The following is a 15,583-nucleotide window of genomic DNA, read 5'->3' as shown; positions in this document are numbered from 1 at the left end:
GTGTGCCGCAGCTACCGGCTGCGGCTACCGGCCCCGGACGGCGCGGTCGCGGCGGGTCTCCGTGCGGATCTCGACGATCCGGCGGACGGCGCGCTCCAGGGCGTAGTCGGCGCTGGCCGCGGCGCCCTTGACGTCGGCGTTGAGGTCGGCGGCAACACGGATGGCCTGCTGCAGGCCATCGATGCTCCAGCCGCGTGACTGGGCCTGCGCCTTCTTGACCTTCCACGGCGGCATCTTCAGCGCGCGGGCCAGGTCGCCGGGGTTGCTGCTGGACAGGCTGGCCACCCGCGCCGCGGTACGCACACCGTCGGCGATCGCGTCGGCGATGAGCACGTGCGCGACGCCGCGCTCCAGGGCCCAGCGCAGCATCTCCACCGCGCCCTGACGGTCGCCGACCAGCACCTTCTCGGCCACGGTGAACCCGCTCACCTCGGCCTGGCCGCGGTGGAACCGGGCCACCGCGTCGGCGTCGATGGTGCCGCCGAAGTCGGAGACGAGCTGGCTGGCCGCCGAGGAGAGCTGGCGCAGGTCGTTGCCGACCGCATCGACGAGCGCGGCGAGCGCGTCGGGGGTGATCCGGCCGCCGAAGGTGCGGACCTCGTTGCGCACGAACGCGACCCGGTCGCCGGGCGAGGTGATCTTCGGGCAGTCGTCGACGGCGGCGCCGGCGGCGGTGAAAGCCTTGAGCAGCGCCTCGTTGCGCTTGCCGCCGAAGTGCACGATCACCAGCGTCAGGTCGGGATCGGGGTCCTTGGCGTACCCGACGAGGGCGTCGACCAGGGCGGTGGCGGCCTCGTGCACGCCGCTGACCAGGACCAGCCGGTGACCGCCGAACAGCGAGGGCGCGAGCACGTCGGCCAGCTGACCCACCGGGAGGCCGGCGGCGGCGAGCTCGTGCTCCTCGGCGTCGGGGTGGCGCTCGAGCACCCCGGCGCGGACGGCGGAGACCGCGCGGGCGCGCAGCAGCTCCTCCTCCCCCACCACGACCCGGAGCCGCGAGGTCGGTGCCGGAGGTGCTGCTGCCACGCCTGCATCGTGTCACGCGCCTGCGACGTTCCCGGGCGGCAACGCCCCAGTCCCGGGCACTGCCGACGACGGCGAGGTCGCCGTCCCGGTCGGTGCGCTCGATGCGCATGCCGTCCTGCCCGAGCAGCCGCAACGCGTAGGCGGTCGGGTGGCCGTAGTCGTTGTCGGCACCGACCGAGACCAGCGCCACCCGGGCTCCGGTGGCGGCCAGGAAGTCGGGGTCGACGTCGGCGCTGCCGTGGTGCGGCACCTTGAGCACGTCGGCACGCAGGTCGACCCCGCGATCGAGGATGCGGGCCTCCGCCTCGGCGCCGAGGTCGCCGGTGAACAGCACGCGCACGCCGCGCACGGTCACCCGGGCGACGACGGACAGGTCGTTGGCCGCGGCGCCGGCGGTGGCGATCTCGGGCGGCGGGGCGAGCACCTCGAGGGTCGCCTCGCCGAACTCCTGGACCTGCCCGGGGACGGCGGTGACGCGGCGGGCGCCGGCGGCGGCCGCGAGCCGGTCGACGGCCCGCACCCGGTGATCGGCCGGGGACAGCGTGCCGGTCGCGACCGCGTCGACCCGACGCCCGGCCAGCGCCCCGGCCAGGCCGCCCGCGTGGTCGGCGTCGAGGTGCGAGAGCAGCACCAGCCGCAGCCGGTCGATGCGCAACCGGGTCAGGCAGGAGTCGACGCCGCCGACGTCGGGACCGGTGTCGACCAGCAGTCCCTCCGCCGGCCCGGTCGGGACGACCAGCGCATCGCCCTGACCCACGTCGCAGGCCACGACGACGGTGCCCTCCGGCGGCCAGCCGCGCACCGCCTGGCGCAGCGGCCAGCCGAGCACGACCAGCCCGACCAGGGCGGCGAGCACCAGCGGACGCAGCCTGCGGAACCGCCGGAGCAGCACCCCCAGAGCGACCAGGCCGAGCGTGAGCGCCACCGCAGCGGTGGTGCCGGCCGGCCAGGTGGCGACGGCGTCGGGCACCTCCGCACCGCGTTCCGCGACGAGGATCAGCCAGCGCACCGGCCACCCGGCCAGCCACACCAGGGCCTCGGCCGGTGCGGCGGCCACCGGCGCGACCAGGGCCGCCAGCAGGCCGAGGACGGTGGCCGGGGCGACGGCCGGGGCGGCGAGCAGGTTCGCCGGCAGCGACACCAAGCTGACCTGGCCGCTGAACGCCGCGATGAGCGGCGTCGTCGCGAGGCCGGCCGCGGCGCTCACCGCGACGGCATCGGCGACCAGCGTCGGGATCCCCCGCCGGCGCAGCGCCCGCGACCACGTCGGTGCGAGCAGGACGATCGCGGCCGTCGCCGCCACCGAGAGGGCGAACCCGAGGTCGGCGGCCAGCGCCGGCCGCAGCAGCAGGAGGACGAGCACGCCGGTGCAGAGCGCGGGGACGGCCGCCCGCTGCCGCCCCGAGGCGAGGGCCACCAGCGTCACCAGGCCCATCGCCGCCGCGCGCAGGACGCTCGCTCCCGGGCCGGTCAGCACCACGAACCCGACCAGCGCGAGCGCGCCCACGACCGCCTGCACGCGCCGGTCGACCGCTCGCCGGCGCAGCGGCCACAGCACGCCGGCCACCGCGATCGCCACGTTCGCGCCCGACACGGCCGTGAGATGCGCGAGACCCGTTCGCCGGAAGTCCTCGGTGAGCACCGGATCCATGGCGCTCGTGTCGCCCACGACCAGACCGGGTAGCAGCCCCGCCGGTCCCGGTCCGAGCACCCGCGCCGATGCGTGGGCCAGCCCGATCCGCAGCGACTGCGCGGCGGCCTGCACCCGGCCCGGCGCGCCCGCCGAATGCGGTGGCCCTCGCGCGGTGACGACGGCGACGATCCCGGCGTCCCGCGGCAGCATCGCGGTCGCCCGAACCCGGACCTCCTGACCGGGCGGCACGTCGGCCCAGCGCTCAGCGGGCGCGAACAGCAGCACGGCGTCGTCGAGCCGGCTCGCCGTCCGGCCGTCCCACATGGCGGTCACGGTCGCGGCCGCGACGATCCGCTGCGGGCCCACGCCGGACACGGCACGGGGCAGGTCGTCGAGGGTGAGCTGCACCTCCACCGTCCCCCGCCGCTCGGCGACGGCGTGCAGCGGAGAAGCCTCCCGGGCCAGGCTCCTCAGCCCCGCCGCACCACAGGTGAGCGCGAGCACGGCCAGCACGCCGAGCACGACGAAGCCCGCCCGGCCGGGACGGCGGACCAGCGGCAGCGATACGGCGACCGCCGCGCCGGCGACAGCGAACAGTGCCGCCGTCCCCAGCCGGGGCGCGATCAGCGCGGCCAGCCACGAGATCACCGCCGCGGGCGCGAGCCGCAGGTCGAGCCAGTGCCAGCGGTCGGACGAGGGGTCCTGGTCACCGGCCATGCACCGACGCTACGAAGCGGCTTGGCGGCCTTCGACGGCTCGCGGCGAACTGTGGACAGCGGCCCCCGCTGTGGACGGCTCGGGCGCGCGGTACCGGTCCACGTGCACCGCATCCTCCAGCGGACGGCGCTGCCGCCAGCCGTGCCGCTCGAGGTCCGGGGTCTCCTCGAGGTGGGTGACCGGCCCGAGGCACAGCCAGCCGACCGGGCGGACGTGCTCGGGGATGCCCAGCAGGTCCTGGAGGAAGGGCTCCCGGTAGAACGAGACCCAGCCGACGCCGAGGCCTTCCGCGGTCGTTGCCAGCCACAGGTTCTGGATCGCCAGGCAGGTCGAGTACAGCCCGGTGTCGGCGATGGCGTGGCGGCCCAGCACCGCAGGTGCCCCGCGCTCCGGGTCGTACGTGACGACCACGCCGAGGGACGCCTGGAGCACCCCTTCGACGGAGATGCGAGCGAACGTGGCCGCGCGCTCACCGCTCAGGGCCCGGGCGAAGGTGTCCCGTTCCTCCGCGACGTGCTGCTGGAACCTACGGCGTAGTTCCAGGTTCCGCACCAGCACGAAGTCCCACGGTTGGGTCAGCCCGACGCTGGGCGCCGCGTGGGCGGCGCCGAGGACGCGGAGCAGGATCTCCTCATCGACCGGTTCCCCGGTGAACTGGGTGCGCACGTCGCGGCGGCGGGAGATGACGTCGTAGAGATCGGCCGGCATCCGCGCATCCTGCCGCCTCCGGCCGGGGCGGCCACGGGCGGCCCCGCCTTCAGACGGTCACCAAGGTCTTGAGCTGGTCGTAGATCGACGGGCCGATGCCGGGTACGTCGTCCAGCTGCTCGACCGAGGTGAAGCGGCCCTGCTGCTCCCGGTAGGTCACGATGCGCTGCGCCAGCACGGGACCGATGCCGGGCAGTGCGTCGAGATCGGACGCCGTGGCGGTGTTGAGGTTCACCGGCCCGCCCTGGGCCGTGCCCGGCGCAGCGGACGGGTCCCCCGCCGCACCGGGCACCCCCACGGCGATCTGCTGGCCGTCGGCGACGAGAGCCGCCAGGTTGACCGAGGCCGGATCGGCCCCGGGCAGCAGCCCGCCGGTCGCCTCGATCGCGTCGGCCACCCGGGACCCCGAGGGCAGGGTGACCAGACCGGGCCGGGCGACCAGGCCCACGACCGAGACGACCACGGTGCTCGCCGTGTCCGCGACCTCACCGACCGACGGCGTGGCCGGCGCGGAGGTGTCCGATGCGGTCGGCGCGGCCGGGCCCGGATCGTCGACCGGCTCGACCCGCGGGCGGTCCAGCCACGTCCAGCCCGCCAGCAGCAGCGCGGCGAGCAGGCCGACCATCCAGAGCGAGCGGGCGCCGCGGCGGCCGGGGTCCAGCCGGACCGCCGGCCCCGGGGCGCGGTGCCGGCCCAGACCCGCAGGAAGCACCGCGCGATCCGGGTCGGGATCGGGAGGCTCCGCCTCCGGCGCGTCGACGTCGTCGGTGAACTCGTCGTCCGGGACCCAGCCGTGCGCCCGGTTGCTCTCGTCCAGGAGCGAGCGCAGGCGCGCGCGGATCACGTCGGCGTCGTCGGGGCGGCGGGAGGAGAGGCGCACCGGCGTGACGCTAGGGAGGCGATCAGCCGCCCGGGACGGCTCTGGCGGATCTGTGGATCGAGGCCCCGCCTGTGGACGACGGGCGGCGCGCGGTCAGCCGCGGCAGGCAGGGTCGCCGCATGCCGACCTCACTCCTCCGGTGGCTCCGGGACCTCCAGCAGCGCGCCCTCGTCCGGCGCGGGCACCACGACGACGCCGACGGCGCCGGGGCCCACGTGCGCGCCGATCGCGGCGCCGAGCTCGCTGACGTACAGCTCGCGGAGCTTGGGCAGCTGCTCGCGCAGCTCCTCGGCCAGCCGCTCGGCGCGCTCGGGTGCGGCGAGGTGGTGCACGGCGACGGAGGCCGGGCCGTCGCCGGCGGTCTCCACGGTGCGCTGCACCAGGCGGTGGAACGCCCGCGCCGAGGTGCGGACCTTCTCCAGCGGGACGACCTTGCCCTCGACGACGTGCAGCACCGGCTTGACCGCGAGCGCCGACCCGAGGATGGCCGCGGCGGCGCCGATCCGCCCACCCCGGCGCAGGTGCTCGAGGGTGTCGACGACGAAGAGCGTGCTGGTCGACTCCGCGGTCTTCCGTGCGGCCTCGGCGACCGCCGCGGCGTCCGCGCCCTCTGCGGCGGCCCGGACGGCGGCGAGGACGGCGAACCCGGTCGCCATCGCGGTGGCCCGCGAGTCGATCACCGTGACGATGTGCTCGCCGATCTGCGCGGCGGCCAGCCGGGCGGCGTCCCAGGTGCCGGAGAGCTCCGCGGACAGGTGCACCGAGACGATCCGCTCGGCGCCGCCGGCCAGGCAGCGGCGGTAGGCGGCGACGAAGTCGCCGGTCGTGGGACGCGACGTGGACACCTGAGCACCGCGCGTCGCCAGGGCCGCGGCGACCTCCGCGGGCCCGATGTCTCGACCCTCACGCCCCGAGCGGCCCGGCAGCACGACGTAGAGCGGCACCACCTCGATGCCGTACTGCTCGACCAGCGCTTCGGGCAGATATGCCGTCGAATCGGTGACGACGGCGACGGACACCCGCCGAGGCTAGCCCGCGCGGACCCGATCCCCGTACGCCTGACGGGGGTGGAGACCCCCGATCCGGTTACAGGACGGCGTCGGCGTCCGACTCGGCGGCCGCGCCGCCCTCCTCCGGGCTCGCGCCGGCCGGCACGGCGATCCGCGGCGCCGGACCGCCGCCCTCAACCGGCTGCGGCAGCCACACGTTGTGCCGGACCAGCCGCCAGTGCCCGGACTGGCACACCAGCTCGCTCCACGAGCAGTTGCCGAGCGGACCGAGGACCCGCCGGTGCTCGGCGTCCAGCCCGAGCAGGGCCTCCATCAGCCGTCCGGCCGTGCCGCCGTGCGTCACCACGACGGCCAGCGGGGCCTCCGGCAGCTCGGCGAGAGCGGCCAGGGCCCGCTCGGCCACGTGCGCCGCCTCCTCGCCACCGCGGCCCCGCACCGGGCGACCGGCCCGCCAGTCGGCGAACTGCTCCGGGTAGCGCTCGGCCACCTCGTCGCGGGTCAGCCCCTCCCAGCACCCGAGCCCGTGCTCGCGCAGCCGGGCGTCGGTGCGCAGGTCCACGCCGAGCAGATCGGTCAGCGCACGTGCGGTCTCCACCGCCCGGACCAGGTCGCTGGAGACGACGACGGGGTGGTCGGCGGCCGGCCCGGCGGCGAGCAGCGGCGCCACGAGCGCGGCCTGCCGGCGACCTTCGTCGTCCAGCGGCGGGTCGAGCTGGCCCTGGAAGCGGCCGGCCGCGTTCCACTCGGTCCGCCCGTGCCGCCAGATCACCAGGCGGGACACCGGCAGGTCGGAGGGGACGGCACTCACCGGCTCGTCGGGTCCTGGGGTCGCCCGCCGGTGTCCTCGCCGGCCGCGTGCCGGGCGGCGTCGCGGTCGACGAAGGGGATCGTCGGGCAGTCCTTCCACAGGCGCTCGAGCGCGTAGTAGGCCCGCTCCTCGGCGTGCTGCACGTGCACCACGACGTCGACGAAGTCCAGCAGCACCCAGCGGGCCTCGGCGACGCCCTCGCGGCGCACCGGCTTGATGCCCTGCTGGCGCAGCCGGTCCTCGACCTCGTCGACGATCGCCTGCACCTGGCGCTCGTTCGGCGCAGACGCGAGCACGAACGCGTCGGTGATCGCCAGCCGGTCGCTCACGTCGACGATGGAGACGTCGGTGGCGAGCTTGTCGGCGGCCGCCTGAGCGGCGACCAACGCGGTCTCACGCGCCTCGGTGGAGGCGGTCATCTCGGCACCTCGAAAGCCTGGGGGGACGGTGGTTCAGCAGCCGGTGGTCCAGCCGAAGGTGGGGAGGACGGGTGGCCGTTCCCGGCGCCGTCCTCCTCGGTACCCGGCGGTGGCCGGTCGTACGTCGGGCGGCCGCCGGTGGGCCGGCCGGGGTCCCCGGCGCGGCGGGCGGGGTGGCCCTGGCGGTACAGGCTGCGCTTCTCGATGTACTGCACGACGCCGTCGGGCACGAGGTACCAGACCGGCATCCCCCGGGCGACGCGCTCGCGGCAGTCGGTGGAGCTGATCGACAGCGCCGGCACCTCGACCAGGCTCACCACGCCCTCGGGCAGGTGGGCGTCGGCCAGGGCGAAGCCGGGCCGGGTGACCCCGATGAAGTGCGCCAGCGAGAAGCATCGCTCGCTGTCACGCCAGCTGAGGATCTGCGAGAGGGCGTCGGCGCCGGTGATGAAGAACAGCTCGGCGTCGGGGCGCTGCACCTTGAGGTCGGTGAGCGTGTCGATGGTGTACGTCGGCCCGCCCCGGTCGATGTCGACGCGGCTGACCGAGAAGCGCGGATTGGAGGCCGTCGCGATGACCGTCATGAGGTAGCGGTCCTCGGCGGGGGCCACGTCGCGGTCGGTCTTCTGCCACGGCTGACCGGTCGGCACGAACACGACCTCGTCCAGCCCGAACAGGCCCGCGACCTCGCTGGCGGCGACGAGGTGCCCGTGATGGATGGGATCGAACGTCCCGCCCATCACCCCGATCCGCCCGCCGACCACCGAGCGAGCGTATCCGGTGCCTCGGGGGCCCACCTGCGCCGGACCGGCCGAGGACGCGGAAACGGAACCGCCGCCCCCGGGGGGATCCGGGGGCGGACGGCCCGTCTGCGACCGGCTCCCCCGTGCAGCCGGTCGCGATCTGCCCGGCGAGAACCGGGCCAACCGGAGCCGTGGATGGAGCAACGGCGCCGTCCTGAGCAACGGCGAGGGAGTCGAACGGTTACGACGCGGGCCCGGAATCGGGGCGCAGATCACACCCCGGGCGTGTCGGCGCCGGTCAGAGCGTCGTGACGAAGTCCGCGAGCTGCGCGGCGTTGCGGCACTCGACCATGTCGACGACCTCGCCGTAGGCGTCGGCGGCGGAGTCCCCGCTGCCCCACAGCCGCCGCGGCTCCGGGTTGAGCCAGTGCGCCGACCGGCAGCGCTTGACCATGTCGCCGAGCACCGGCAGCCCCGGACGGCGGTAGTTGGTGCGGCCGTCGCCCAGGATCAGCAGCGACGTCTTCGGGCCGAGCGCCGAGGGCCAGCGATCGGCGAAGACCTCGAACGCGTTGCCGTAGTCGCTGTGCCCGTCGAAGGAGACGACGTCGGCCTCGCGCCCGATCCGCGCCACCGCATCGGCGACGTCGGCGCCCGGGCGGAAGAACCGGGTCACCTCGTCGGTCGAGTCCACGAACGCGAACGCCCGCACGCCGGTGAAGTGCTCCCGGAGCGCCTGGGTGAGCATGAGCGTGAAGTGGCTGAACCCGGCCACCGAGCCGGAGACGTCGCAGAGCACCACGAGCTCGGGCTTGTGCACCTTGCGCGGCCGGTGGTGGGTCACCACGGGCACGCCACCGGTGCCCAGCGACGCGCGCACCGTCTTGCGGAAGTCCAGCCGGCCCTCGCGGCCGTGCCGCCGGCGCGCCGAGAGCCGCACCGCCAGCCGCCGGGCCAGCGGAGCCACCGTCCGGCGCAGCTCGGCCAGGTCGCTCGCCTGCGCCCGCAGGAAGTCCACCTGGTCGGCGAGCGGCCGGACCGCGCTCTTGGCCACCCGCTCACGGCCGCGCTGCTCGGCCGAGCGCCGGCGCACCTCCGCCTCGACCGCCGCGCGGAACGCCGCCAGCCGTTCGCGGATCGTCTGCCGGGCCACCTGCTCGGCCAGCCCGCCCCGCTCGCCGCCGCCCAGCAGCCCGGCCAGCAGCTGGGAGACCAGCGTGTCCGGCGAGAGCGCCCGCATCACCCGGTAGCTGAAGAACGACTGCCCGGACGGCGACGGCTGCCCCTGCCCGAGCAGCTCCACGGCCTGGCGGGCGAACCGGCGCAGCGCCTCGTCGTCGCCGTCGAGCAGCAGCTGCAGCAGCTGCGCCCGCATCAGCTCGGTGAGCTCACCGGGGTCGCCGGGCAGGTCCAGGGTCGAGCCGGGCGTGCCCTCGCCGTCGTCGTCCTCACCCTCGGAGCCCGACGCCGCTGGCCGCTCCCCCAGCGGCCACCACAGGTCGAACAGCACGTCGTAGGCGGGCCGCTGGGCGGCCCGCTGCAGCAGGACCGCGGCCAGCCCGTGCCGCAGCTGCTCGCGGTCGAGCAGGTCGACCACGGTCAGGATCTCGGCCGCGTCGACCGCCTGGCTGATGCCGACCGGGATCCCGGCCTCGCGCACCGCGCGCACGAAGCCGTCGAGGTGCCCGGCCAGCCCGCCGGGCTCAGCGGTCGTGGACGGCGCCGTCATCAGTTCAGCCGCAGCTCGGCCGCGGCACGCTCCTGGTCGCTGGCGTGCTTGAGCACCACGCCCAGCGTCGACTTCACCGCTCCCTCGTCGAGGGTGTCCAGGCCCAGCTCGAGCAGGGTCTGCGCCCAGTCGAGGGTCTCGGAGATCGACGGTGACTTCTTCAGCTCCAGCGCCCGCAGCGCCCGGATGGTGCGCACCAGCTGCTCGGCCAGCCCCGGCGCGAGGTCGGGCACCCGCGAGAGCACGATCTCCCGCTCCCGCTCGGCCGACGGGTAGTCCAGCGCCAGGTACAGGCAGCGCCGCTTGAGCGCCTCGGACAGCTCACGGGTCGCGTTCGAGGTCAGGACGACGGTCGGCCGCCGCGACGCGGTCACCGTCCCCAGCTCCGGGATGGTCACCTGGAAGTCCGAGAGCACCTCGAGCAGCAGGCCCTCCACCTCGACGTCGGCCTTGTCGGTCTCGTCGATCAGCAGCACGGTCGGCTCGCTGCGCCGGATCGCGGTGAGCAGCGGCCGGGAGAGCAGGAACTCCTCGCCGAAGATGTCGTCGTGGACGGTGTCCCAGTCCGTGCCATCGGTGCCCTGGGCGGCCTGGATCCGGAGCAGTTGCTTCTTGTAGTTCCACTCGTAGAGCGCCCGGGCCTCGTCCAGCCCCTCGTAGCACTGCAGCCGGATGAGCTCCGAGCCGGTCGCGGCCGCGAGGGCCTTGGCCAGCTCGGTCTTGCCCGTCCCGGCCGGCCCCTCCACCAGCAGCGGCTTGCCCAGCCGGTCGGCGAGGAACACGGTCGTCGCGATCTGCGCGTCGGGCAGGTAGCCGGCCGCCGACAGCCGCTTGCTGACGTCGGCGACCGAGGAGAACTGCGGGGACTGGGTGGGGGGCAGGGCCAAGAGATCTCCTAGCGCACGTGGCCGTTGCCGGTCACGACGTACGTGGTCGAGGTGAGCTCCGGCAGCCCCAGCGGGCCCCGGGCGTGCAGCTTCTGGGTGGAGATGCCGATCTCGGCGCCGAACCCGAACTCGCCGCCGTCGGTGAACCGGGTCGAGGCGTTCACCATGACCGCGGCCGAGTCCACCCCCGCTGTGAAGGCCGCGATGGCCGAGGCCGAGTCGGCCACGATCGCCTCGGTGTGCCCGGTGCTCCACCGTGCGATGTGGTCCAGCGCGGCCGGCAGGTCGTCGACGACCCGCACCGCCATGTCCATCGACAGGTACTCGGTGGCCCAGTCCTCGTCGGTCGCGGGCAGCACGCCGTCCACAGCGGCCCGGGCGGCCTCGTCGCCGTGCAGGGTGACCCCGGCGTCGGCCAGCGCGGCCAGCAGCCGCGGCAGGAACGGGACGTCGCGGTGCACCAGCAGCGTCTCGGCGGAGTTGCAGACGCTGACCCGGTGGGTCTTGGAGTTGAGCACGACCGCCTCGGCGGTCGCCGGGTCGGCGGAGGCGTCGACGTAGACGTGGCAGTTGCCCTCACCGGTCTCGATGACCGGCACCTTCGCCTCGTTCACCACGCGCTGGATCAGCGAGCCGCCGCCGCGCGGGATGACGACGTCGACGAACCCGCGCGCCCCGAGCAGCTCACCCACCGACGCGCGGTCGGCCGGCAGCAGCTCGATCGAGCCCTCCGGCAGGCCGGCCTTCGACAACGCCTCGGTCATCACCGCGACCAGCACCGTGTTGGTGCGGTGCGCCGACGCCGAGCCGCGGAGCAGCGCGGCGTTGCCGCTCTTCAGGCACAGCCCGGCGGCGTCGACGGTCACGTTCGGCCGCGCCTCGTAGACGATGCCGACCACGCCCAGCGGCACGCGCACCTGCCGCAGCTCCAGCCCGTTGGGCAGCCTCGACCCGCGGACGACGTCGCCCACGGGGTCCGGCAGGGCGATCAGCGTGCGCAGCGCCTCGGCGACGCCCGCCACCCGGCCGGCGTCCAGCCGCAGCCGGTCGACGGTCGACTCGGGCGTCCCGTCGGCGCGGGCCGCGTTGACGTCCAGCGCGTTGGCGGCCAGGATCTCGTCCACCCGCTCCACCAGCGCGTCGGCCATCGCGGCCAGGGCGCCGTCCTTGACGTCGGTGGGCAGGGTCCGCAGCACCCGGGCGGCGGCCCGCGCGCGCAGCGCGGACGCTCCGATCAGCGGCAGGGCGGCGACGTCGGGCACGTCCGCGAGGGTACGCGGCGCGGTTCGGGGACAGAACTCAGCGGTTGCGCAGGGCTCGCAGTGCGTTCTTGCGCGCGTCGCCGGTCAGCCGGTCGAGGAAGACCTTGCCGTCGAGGTGGTCGACCTCGTGCTGCAGGCAGCGGGCCATGAGCCCCTCCCCCTCCAGCCGCAGCGGCTTGCCGTTGACGTCGAAGCCCTCTGCCGCGCACCACATCGCGCGCACCGTGGGCGCCCAGATGCCCGGCACCGACAGGCAGCCCTCGTCGCCGTCCTGGATCTCCTCCGACCGCTCGGTGATCACCGGGTTGACCATGTGCCCGATCACGCCGTCGATGTTGTACGAGAACACCCGGAGGCCCACGCCGATCTGCGGGCCGGCCAGCCCCGCGCGGCCGGGGTGGTCGACGGTCTCCTCGAGATCGCGCACGAGCGCGGCGAGGTCCTTGTCGAACGCCTTGACCTCGTCGGCGGGCGTGCGCAGCACCGGATCGCCGATCTCGCGAATGGGACGGACGGTCACGACCAGCAGTCTCTCAGCCCAGGTCCGGGCGCCGGACCAGCACCATCTCGTCGCGGTGCACGACCTCCCGCCGGAACTCCGGCTCCAGCTCGCCGCTCTTGCGGCCGAGCAGCGCCGGCAGCTCGCGCGAGTCGTAGGCGACCAGGCCGCGGGCGACGACGACGCCGTCCGGCCCGACCAGCTCCACCGGGTCGTCGGCGAGGAACTCCCCCGCCAGCCCGGTGATCCCGGCCGCCAGCAGCGAGGCGTTGCGCTCGCGGACGGCGGCCACCGCACCGGCGTCGAGCAGCAGGCGACCCCGCGGCCGGGTGGCGAAGCGCAGCCAGAACTGCCGCGCGCGCGGCCGCGGCGCCATCACCGCGAAGCAGGTGCCGACCGGTTCGCCGGCCAGCGCGGCGGCCGCCCGCGCGGCCGAGGTGACGACGACGGGCACGCCGGCGTGCGCGGCGATCAGCGCCGCCTCCACCTTGGTCGCCATCCCGCCGGTGCCGACGCCGTTGCGGCGGGCCGTGCCGAGCGTGATCGCGTCCAGCTCAGCGGGGTCGCGCACGGTCTCGATCAGCTGCGCGGGCCCGGTCCGCGGGTCGCCGTCGTAGACGCCCTCGACGTCGGAGAGCAGCAGCAGCGCGTCGGCCCGGACGACGTGCGCGACCAGCGCGGCCAGCCGGTCGTTGTCGCCGAACCGGATCTCGTCGGTGGCCACCGTGTCGTTCTCGTTGACGATCGGCAGCGTGCCCAGCGCCAGCAGCCGGTCGAGGGTGCGCTCGGCGTTGCGGTAGTGGCTGCGCCGGGTGAGGTCGTCGGCGGTGAGCAGCACCTGCCCGACGGTCACGCCGTGGCGGGCGAACGCGTCGGCGTAGGTCTGCACCAGACGCAGCTGCCCGACGCTGGCCGCCGCCTGCGCGGTGGCCAGGTCCCGCGGGCGGCCGGCGATGCCCAGCGGCGCCAGCCCGGCCGCGATCGCGCCCGAGGAGACCAGCACGACCTCCCGCCCGGCGGCCCGCAGCCCGCTGAGGACGTCGACCAGCGCGGTCAGCCGCTCGACGTCCAGCCCGCCCGGCACCGTCGTCAGCGAGGAGGACCCCACCTTGACGACGACGCGACGGGCCTCGGCGAACTCCGGCCTCACTCGTCGGCCTCCTCGAACTCTTCACTGAGCTCGTAGGGCACCCGCCGGGCCTTCTTGGCGGCCAGCCGGTCCGCCGCACCCACGCGCTCGGAGATCTCCAGCCGGTTGTCGGTGCCGCGGCCGCCCAGCCCGGCGCTCTCCTCGGCCGTGAGCGTGCCGGCCGGCAGGGTCGGCTCGAAGTCGAAGGTGACCCCGCCGATGGTGACCTCGTCGCCCTCCTCGGCACCCGCCTTGGCCAGCGCGTCCTCCACGCCGAGCCGGTTGAGCCGGTCGGCGAGGTAGCCGACGGCCTCGTCGTTGGTGAAGTCGGTCTGCCGCACCCACCGCTCCGGCCGGACGCCGCGGACGACGAAGCCCTCGTCGTCGCGCTCGACGGTGAACCCGGAGTCGTCGACGGCCCGGGGGGTGAGGGTGATCCGCACCGGCTCGGGCGCCGGCAGCGAGGCGCGGTGCTCCTCGACCGCCGCTGCCAGGGCGTAGCCGAGCTCGGGCAGCCCCTCGCCGGTGGCGGCGCTGATCGGGAACACCCGCAGGCCGCGCTCCTCGAGCGTGGCGCGCACGAGGTCGACCAGGTCGCGGGCGTCCGGCACGTCGACCTTGTTGAGGACGGCGAACCGCAGCCGGCCGACCAGGTCCAGCTCGTCGCCCTCGTACTCCCGCAGCTCGTGCGTCAGCACGTCGATGTCGGTCTCGGGGTCGCGGCCGGGCTCCATGGTCGCCATGTCGACGACGTGCACGAGCACCGCGCACCGCTCGACGTGCCGCAGGAACTCCAGGCCGAGCCCCTTGCCGGCCGACGCGCCCGGGATGAGCCCCGGCACGTCGGCCATCGTGAACGTGGTGTCGCCGGCGCGGACGACGCCGAGGTTCGGCACGAGCGTGGTGAACGGGTAGTCGGCGATCTTCGGCCGGGCGGCGGACATCGCCGCGACCAGCGAGGACTTGCCCGCCGACGGGTAGCCGACCAGCCCGACATCGGCGATGCTCTTGAGCTCCAGCACGGCGTCGACGGCCTCGCCCGGCTCGCCGAGCAGCGCGAAGCCGGGGGCCTTGCGGCGCGGGTTGGCCAGCGCGGCGTTGCCGAGGCCGCCCTTGCCGCCGGCGGCCAGCACCACGCGGGTGCCGGCCCCCATGAGGTCGGCGACGACCTCGCCGTCGACCCGGACGACCGTGCCCTCGGGCACGCGCAGCACGCGCTCCTCGCCACGGGCGCCGTTGCGGTTGCTGCCGGCGCCGGGGCGGCCGTTGCCGGCCTTCTGGTGCGGGCGGTGGTGGAAGTCGAGCAGCGTGTGCACGCTCGGGTCGACCTCGAGGACGACGTCGCCGCCGTCCCCACCGTTGCCGCCGTCCGGGCCGCCGAGCGGCTTGAACTTCTCGCGGTGGACCGAGGCGACCCCGTGCCCACCGTTGCCGGCGGTGACGTGCACGGTCACCCGGTCGACGAACGCGGCCACGGGAGTGCTCCTACCTGCAAGCAGCGGCACCCCGACGTCGAATCGACGCCGGGGTGCCGCTGAGGACGAACGAAGTGTCTAGACCTCGACCGCGGTGATGGACACGGTCTTGCGACCCCGGCGGGTGCCGAAGGTCACGGCGCCCGGCTCGAGGGCGAACAGCGTGTCGTCGCCGCCGCGGCCGACGCCGAGACCGGGGTGGAAGTGGGTGCCGCGCTGGCGGACGATGATCTCGCCGGCCTTGACGACCTGGCCGCCGAAGCGCTTCACACCGAGCCGCTGCGCGTTGGAGTCGCGGCCGTTGCGGGAGGACGAGGCGCCCTTCTTGTGTGCCATGTCGGCGTCAGCCCTTCGTGATGTCGCGGACCACGACGTCGGTCAGGTGCTGACGGTGCCCCTGCCGCTTGTGGTAGCCGGTCTTGTTCTTGAACTTGTGGATGCGGATCTTCGGGCCCTTGCCGTGGCCGACGATCTCGCCGGTCACGGTCACCTTGGCCAGGGCCGCGGCATCGCTGGTGACGGTGTCCCCGTCGACCAGCAGGATCGCCGGGAGGGTGACGGTGTCGCCTGCCTCACCGGTGAGACGGTTCACGGTGAACCGGTCGCCGACAGCCACCTTGTGCTGGCTGCCGCCGGCCTTCACGACTGCGTACACCAC

General features: G+C 75.0%; 15 protein-coding genes and 1 pseudogene. All 16 read right to left on the bottom strand.

What is annotated here, in order from left to right:
• Positions 1-24: 24 nt before the first annotated feature.
• The 16 genes and pseudogenes from holA to rplU all read right to left on the bottom strand — a co-directional run bounded on the left by holA (position 25) and on the right by rplU (position 15,580).
• Positions 25-1,026, bottom strand: a complete 1,002-nt coding sequence (holA, locus tag GGQ55_RS27135) for a DNA polymerase III subunit delta (protein ID WP_366489549.1) — start codon at positions 1,024-1,026, stop codon at positions 25-27.
• A 286-nt stretch (positions 1,027-1,312) separates the two neighbouring features.
• Positions 1,313-2,677: pseudogene (locus GGQ55_RS27130) on the bottom strand (ComEC/Rec2 family competence protein); the annotation flags it as partial.
• Positions 2,678-3,385: 708 nt separating this feature from the next.
• Entirely contained in the window at positions 3,386-4,084 is a 699-nt protein-coding gene (gene bluB, locus GGQ55_RS17010) for a 5,6-dimethylbenzimidazole synthase (protein WP_179718708.1), read from the bottom strand.
• Between the two features lie 49 nt (positions 4,085-4,133).
• Positions 4,134-4,964, bottom strand: coding sequence for a helix-hairpin-helix domain-containing protein (locus GGQ55_RS17005; RefSeq protein WP_179718706.1), 831 nt, complete (start codon positions 4,962-4,964; stop codon positions 4,134-4,136).
• 128 nt (positions 4,965-5,092) lie between these two features.
• A complete protein-coding gene (locus GGQ55_RS17000) occupies positions 5,093-5,983 on the bottom strand; it encodes a DegV family protein (RefSeq protein WP_179718704.1) in 891 nt (296 codons plus the stop codon).
• Between the two features lie 67 nt (positions 5,984-6,050).
• A complete protein-coding gene (locus GGQ55_RS16995) occupies positions 6,051-6,782 on the bottom strand; it encodes a histidine phosphatase family protein (RefSeq protein WP_179718702.1) in 732 nt (243 codons plus the stop codon).
• Positions 6,779-7,201, bottom strand: a complete 423-nt coding sequence (gene rsfS / locus GGQ55_RS16990) for a ribosome silencing factor (RefSeq protein ID WP_179718700.1) — start codon at positions 7,199-7,201, stop codon at positions 6,779-6,781. Before rsfS ends, GGQ55_RS16995 begins: the two co-directional genes overlap by 4 nt.
• Positions 7,198-7,965 (bottom strand): nicotinate-nucleotide adenylyltransferase, encoded by a 768-nt coding sequence (gene nadD / locus GGQ55_RS16985; RefSeq protein ID WP_366489546.1) that lies wholly within the window; start codon positions 7,963-7,965, stop codon positions 7,198-7,200. Before nadD ends, rsfS begins: the two co-directional genes overlap by 4 nt.
• 277 nt (positions 7,966-8,242) lie before the next feature.
• Positions 8,243-9,673: a vWA domain-containing protein gene (locus GGQ55_RS16980; protein WP_179718698.1), complete on the bottom strand. Its 1,431-nt coding sequence runs from the start codon at positions 9,671-9,673 to the stop codon at positions 8,243-8,245.
• Positions 9,673-10,560 carry an AAA family ATPase gene (locus GGQ55_RS16975; protein WP_179718696.1) on the bottom strand — a complete coding sequence of 296 codons (888 nt, stop codon included), beginning with the start codon at positions 10,558-10,560 and terminating at the stop codon, positions 9,673-9,675. Before GGQ55_RS16975 ends, GGQ55_RS16980 begins: the two co-directional genes overlap by 1 nt.
• Before the next feature lie 8 nt (positions 10,561-10,568).
• Positions 10,569-11,822: a glutamate-5-semialdehyde dehydrogenase gene (locus GGQ55_RS16970; protein WP_179718694.1), complete on the bottom strand. Its 1,254-nt coding sequence runs from the start codon at positions 11,820-11,822 to the stop codon at positions 10,569-10,571.
• Between the two features lie 37 nt (positions 11,823-11,859).
• Complete coding sequence (gene def / locus GGQ55_RS16965; RefSeq protein ID WP_179718692.1) at positions 11,860-12,342, bottom strand: peptide deformylase; 483 nt, start codon at positions 12,340-12,342, stop codon at positions 11,860-11,862.
• Between the two features lie 13 nt (positions 12,343-12,355).
• Complete coding sequence (gene proB, locus GGQ55_RS16960; RefSeq protein ID WP_179718690.1) at positions 12,356-13,471, bottom strand: glutamate 5-kinase; 1,116 nt, start codon at positions 13,469-13,471, stop codon at positions 12,356-12,358.
• Entirely contained in the window at positions 13,468-14,925 is a 1,458-nt protein-coding gene (gene obgE, locus GGQ55_RS16955) for a GTPase ObgE (RefSeq protein ID WP_179718688.1), read from the bottom strand. Before obgE ends, proB begins: the two co-directional genes overlap by 4 nt.
• A 78-nt stretch (positions 14,926-15,003) precedes the next feature.
• Complete coding sequence (rpmA, locus tag GGQ55_RS16950; protein WP_179718686.1) at positions 15,004-15,261, bottom strand: 50S ribosomal protein L27; 258 nt, start codon at positions 15,259-15,261, stop codon at positions 15,004-15,006.
• 7 nt (positions 15,262-15,268) lie between these two features.
• Positions 15,269-15,580 carry a 50S ribosomal protein L21 gene (gene rplU, locus GGQ55_RS16945; RefSeq protein ID WP_179718684.1) on the bottom strand — a complete coding sequence of 104 codons (312 nt, stop codon included), beginning with the start codon at positions 15,578-15,580 and terminating at the stop codon, positions 15,269-15,271.
• Positions 15,581-15,583: the final 3 nt, after the last annotated feature.

The organism is Petropleomorpha daqingensis (assembly GCF_013408985.1).
GTDB classification, from domain to species: Bacteria; Actinomycetota; Actinomycetes; order Mycobacteriales; family Geodermatophilaceae; genus Petropleomorpha; species Petropleomorpha daqingensis.
Note: the sequence above shows the minus strand (reverse complement) of the source record. Positions and strands in the feature narration are given on the sequence as shown.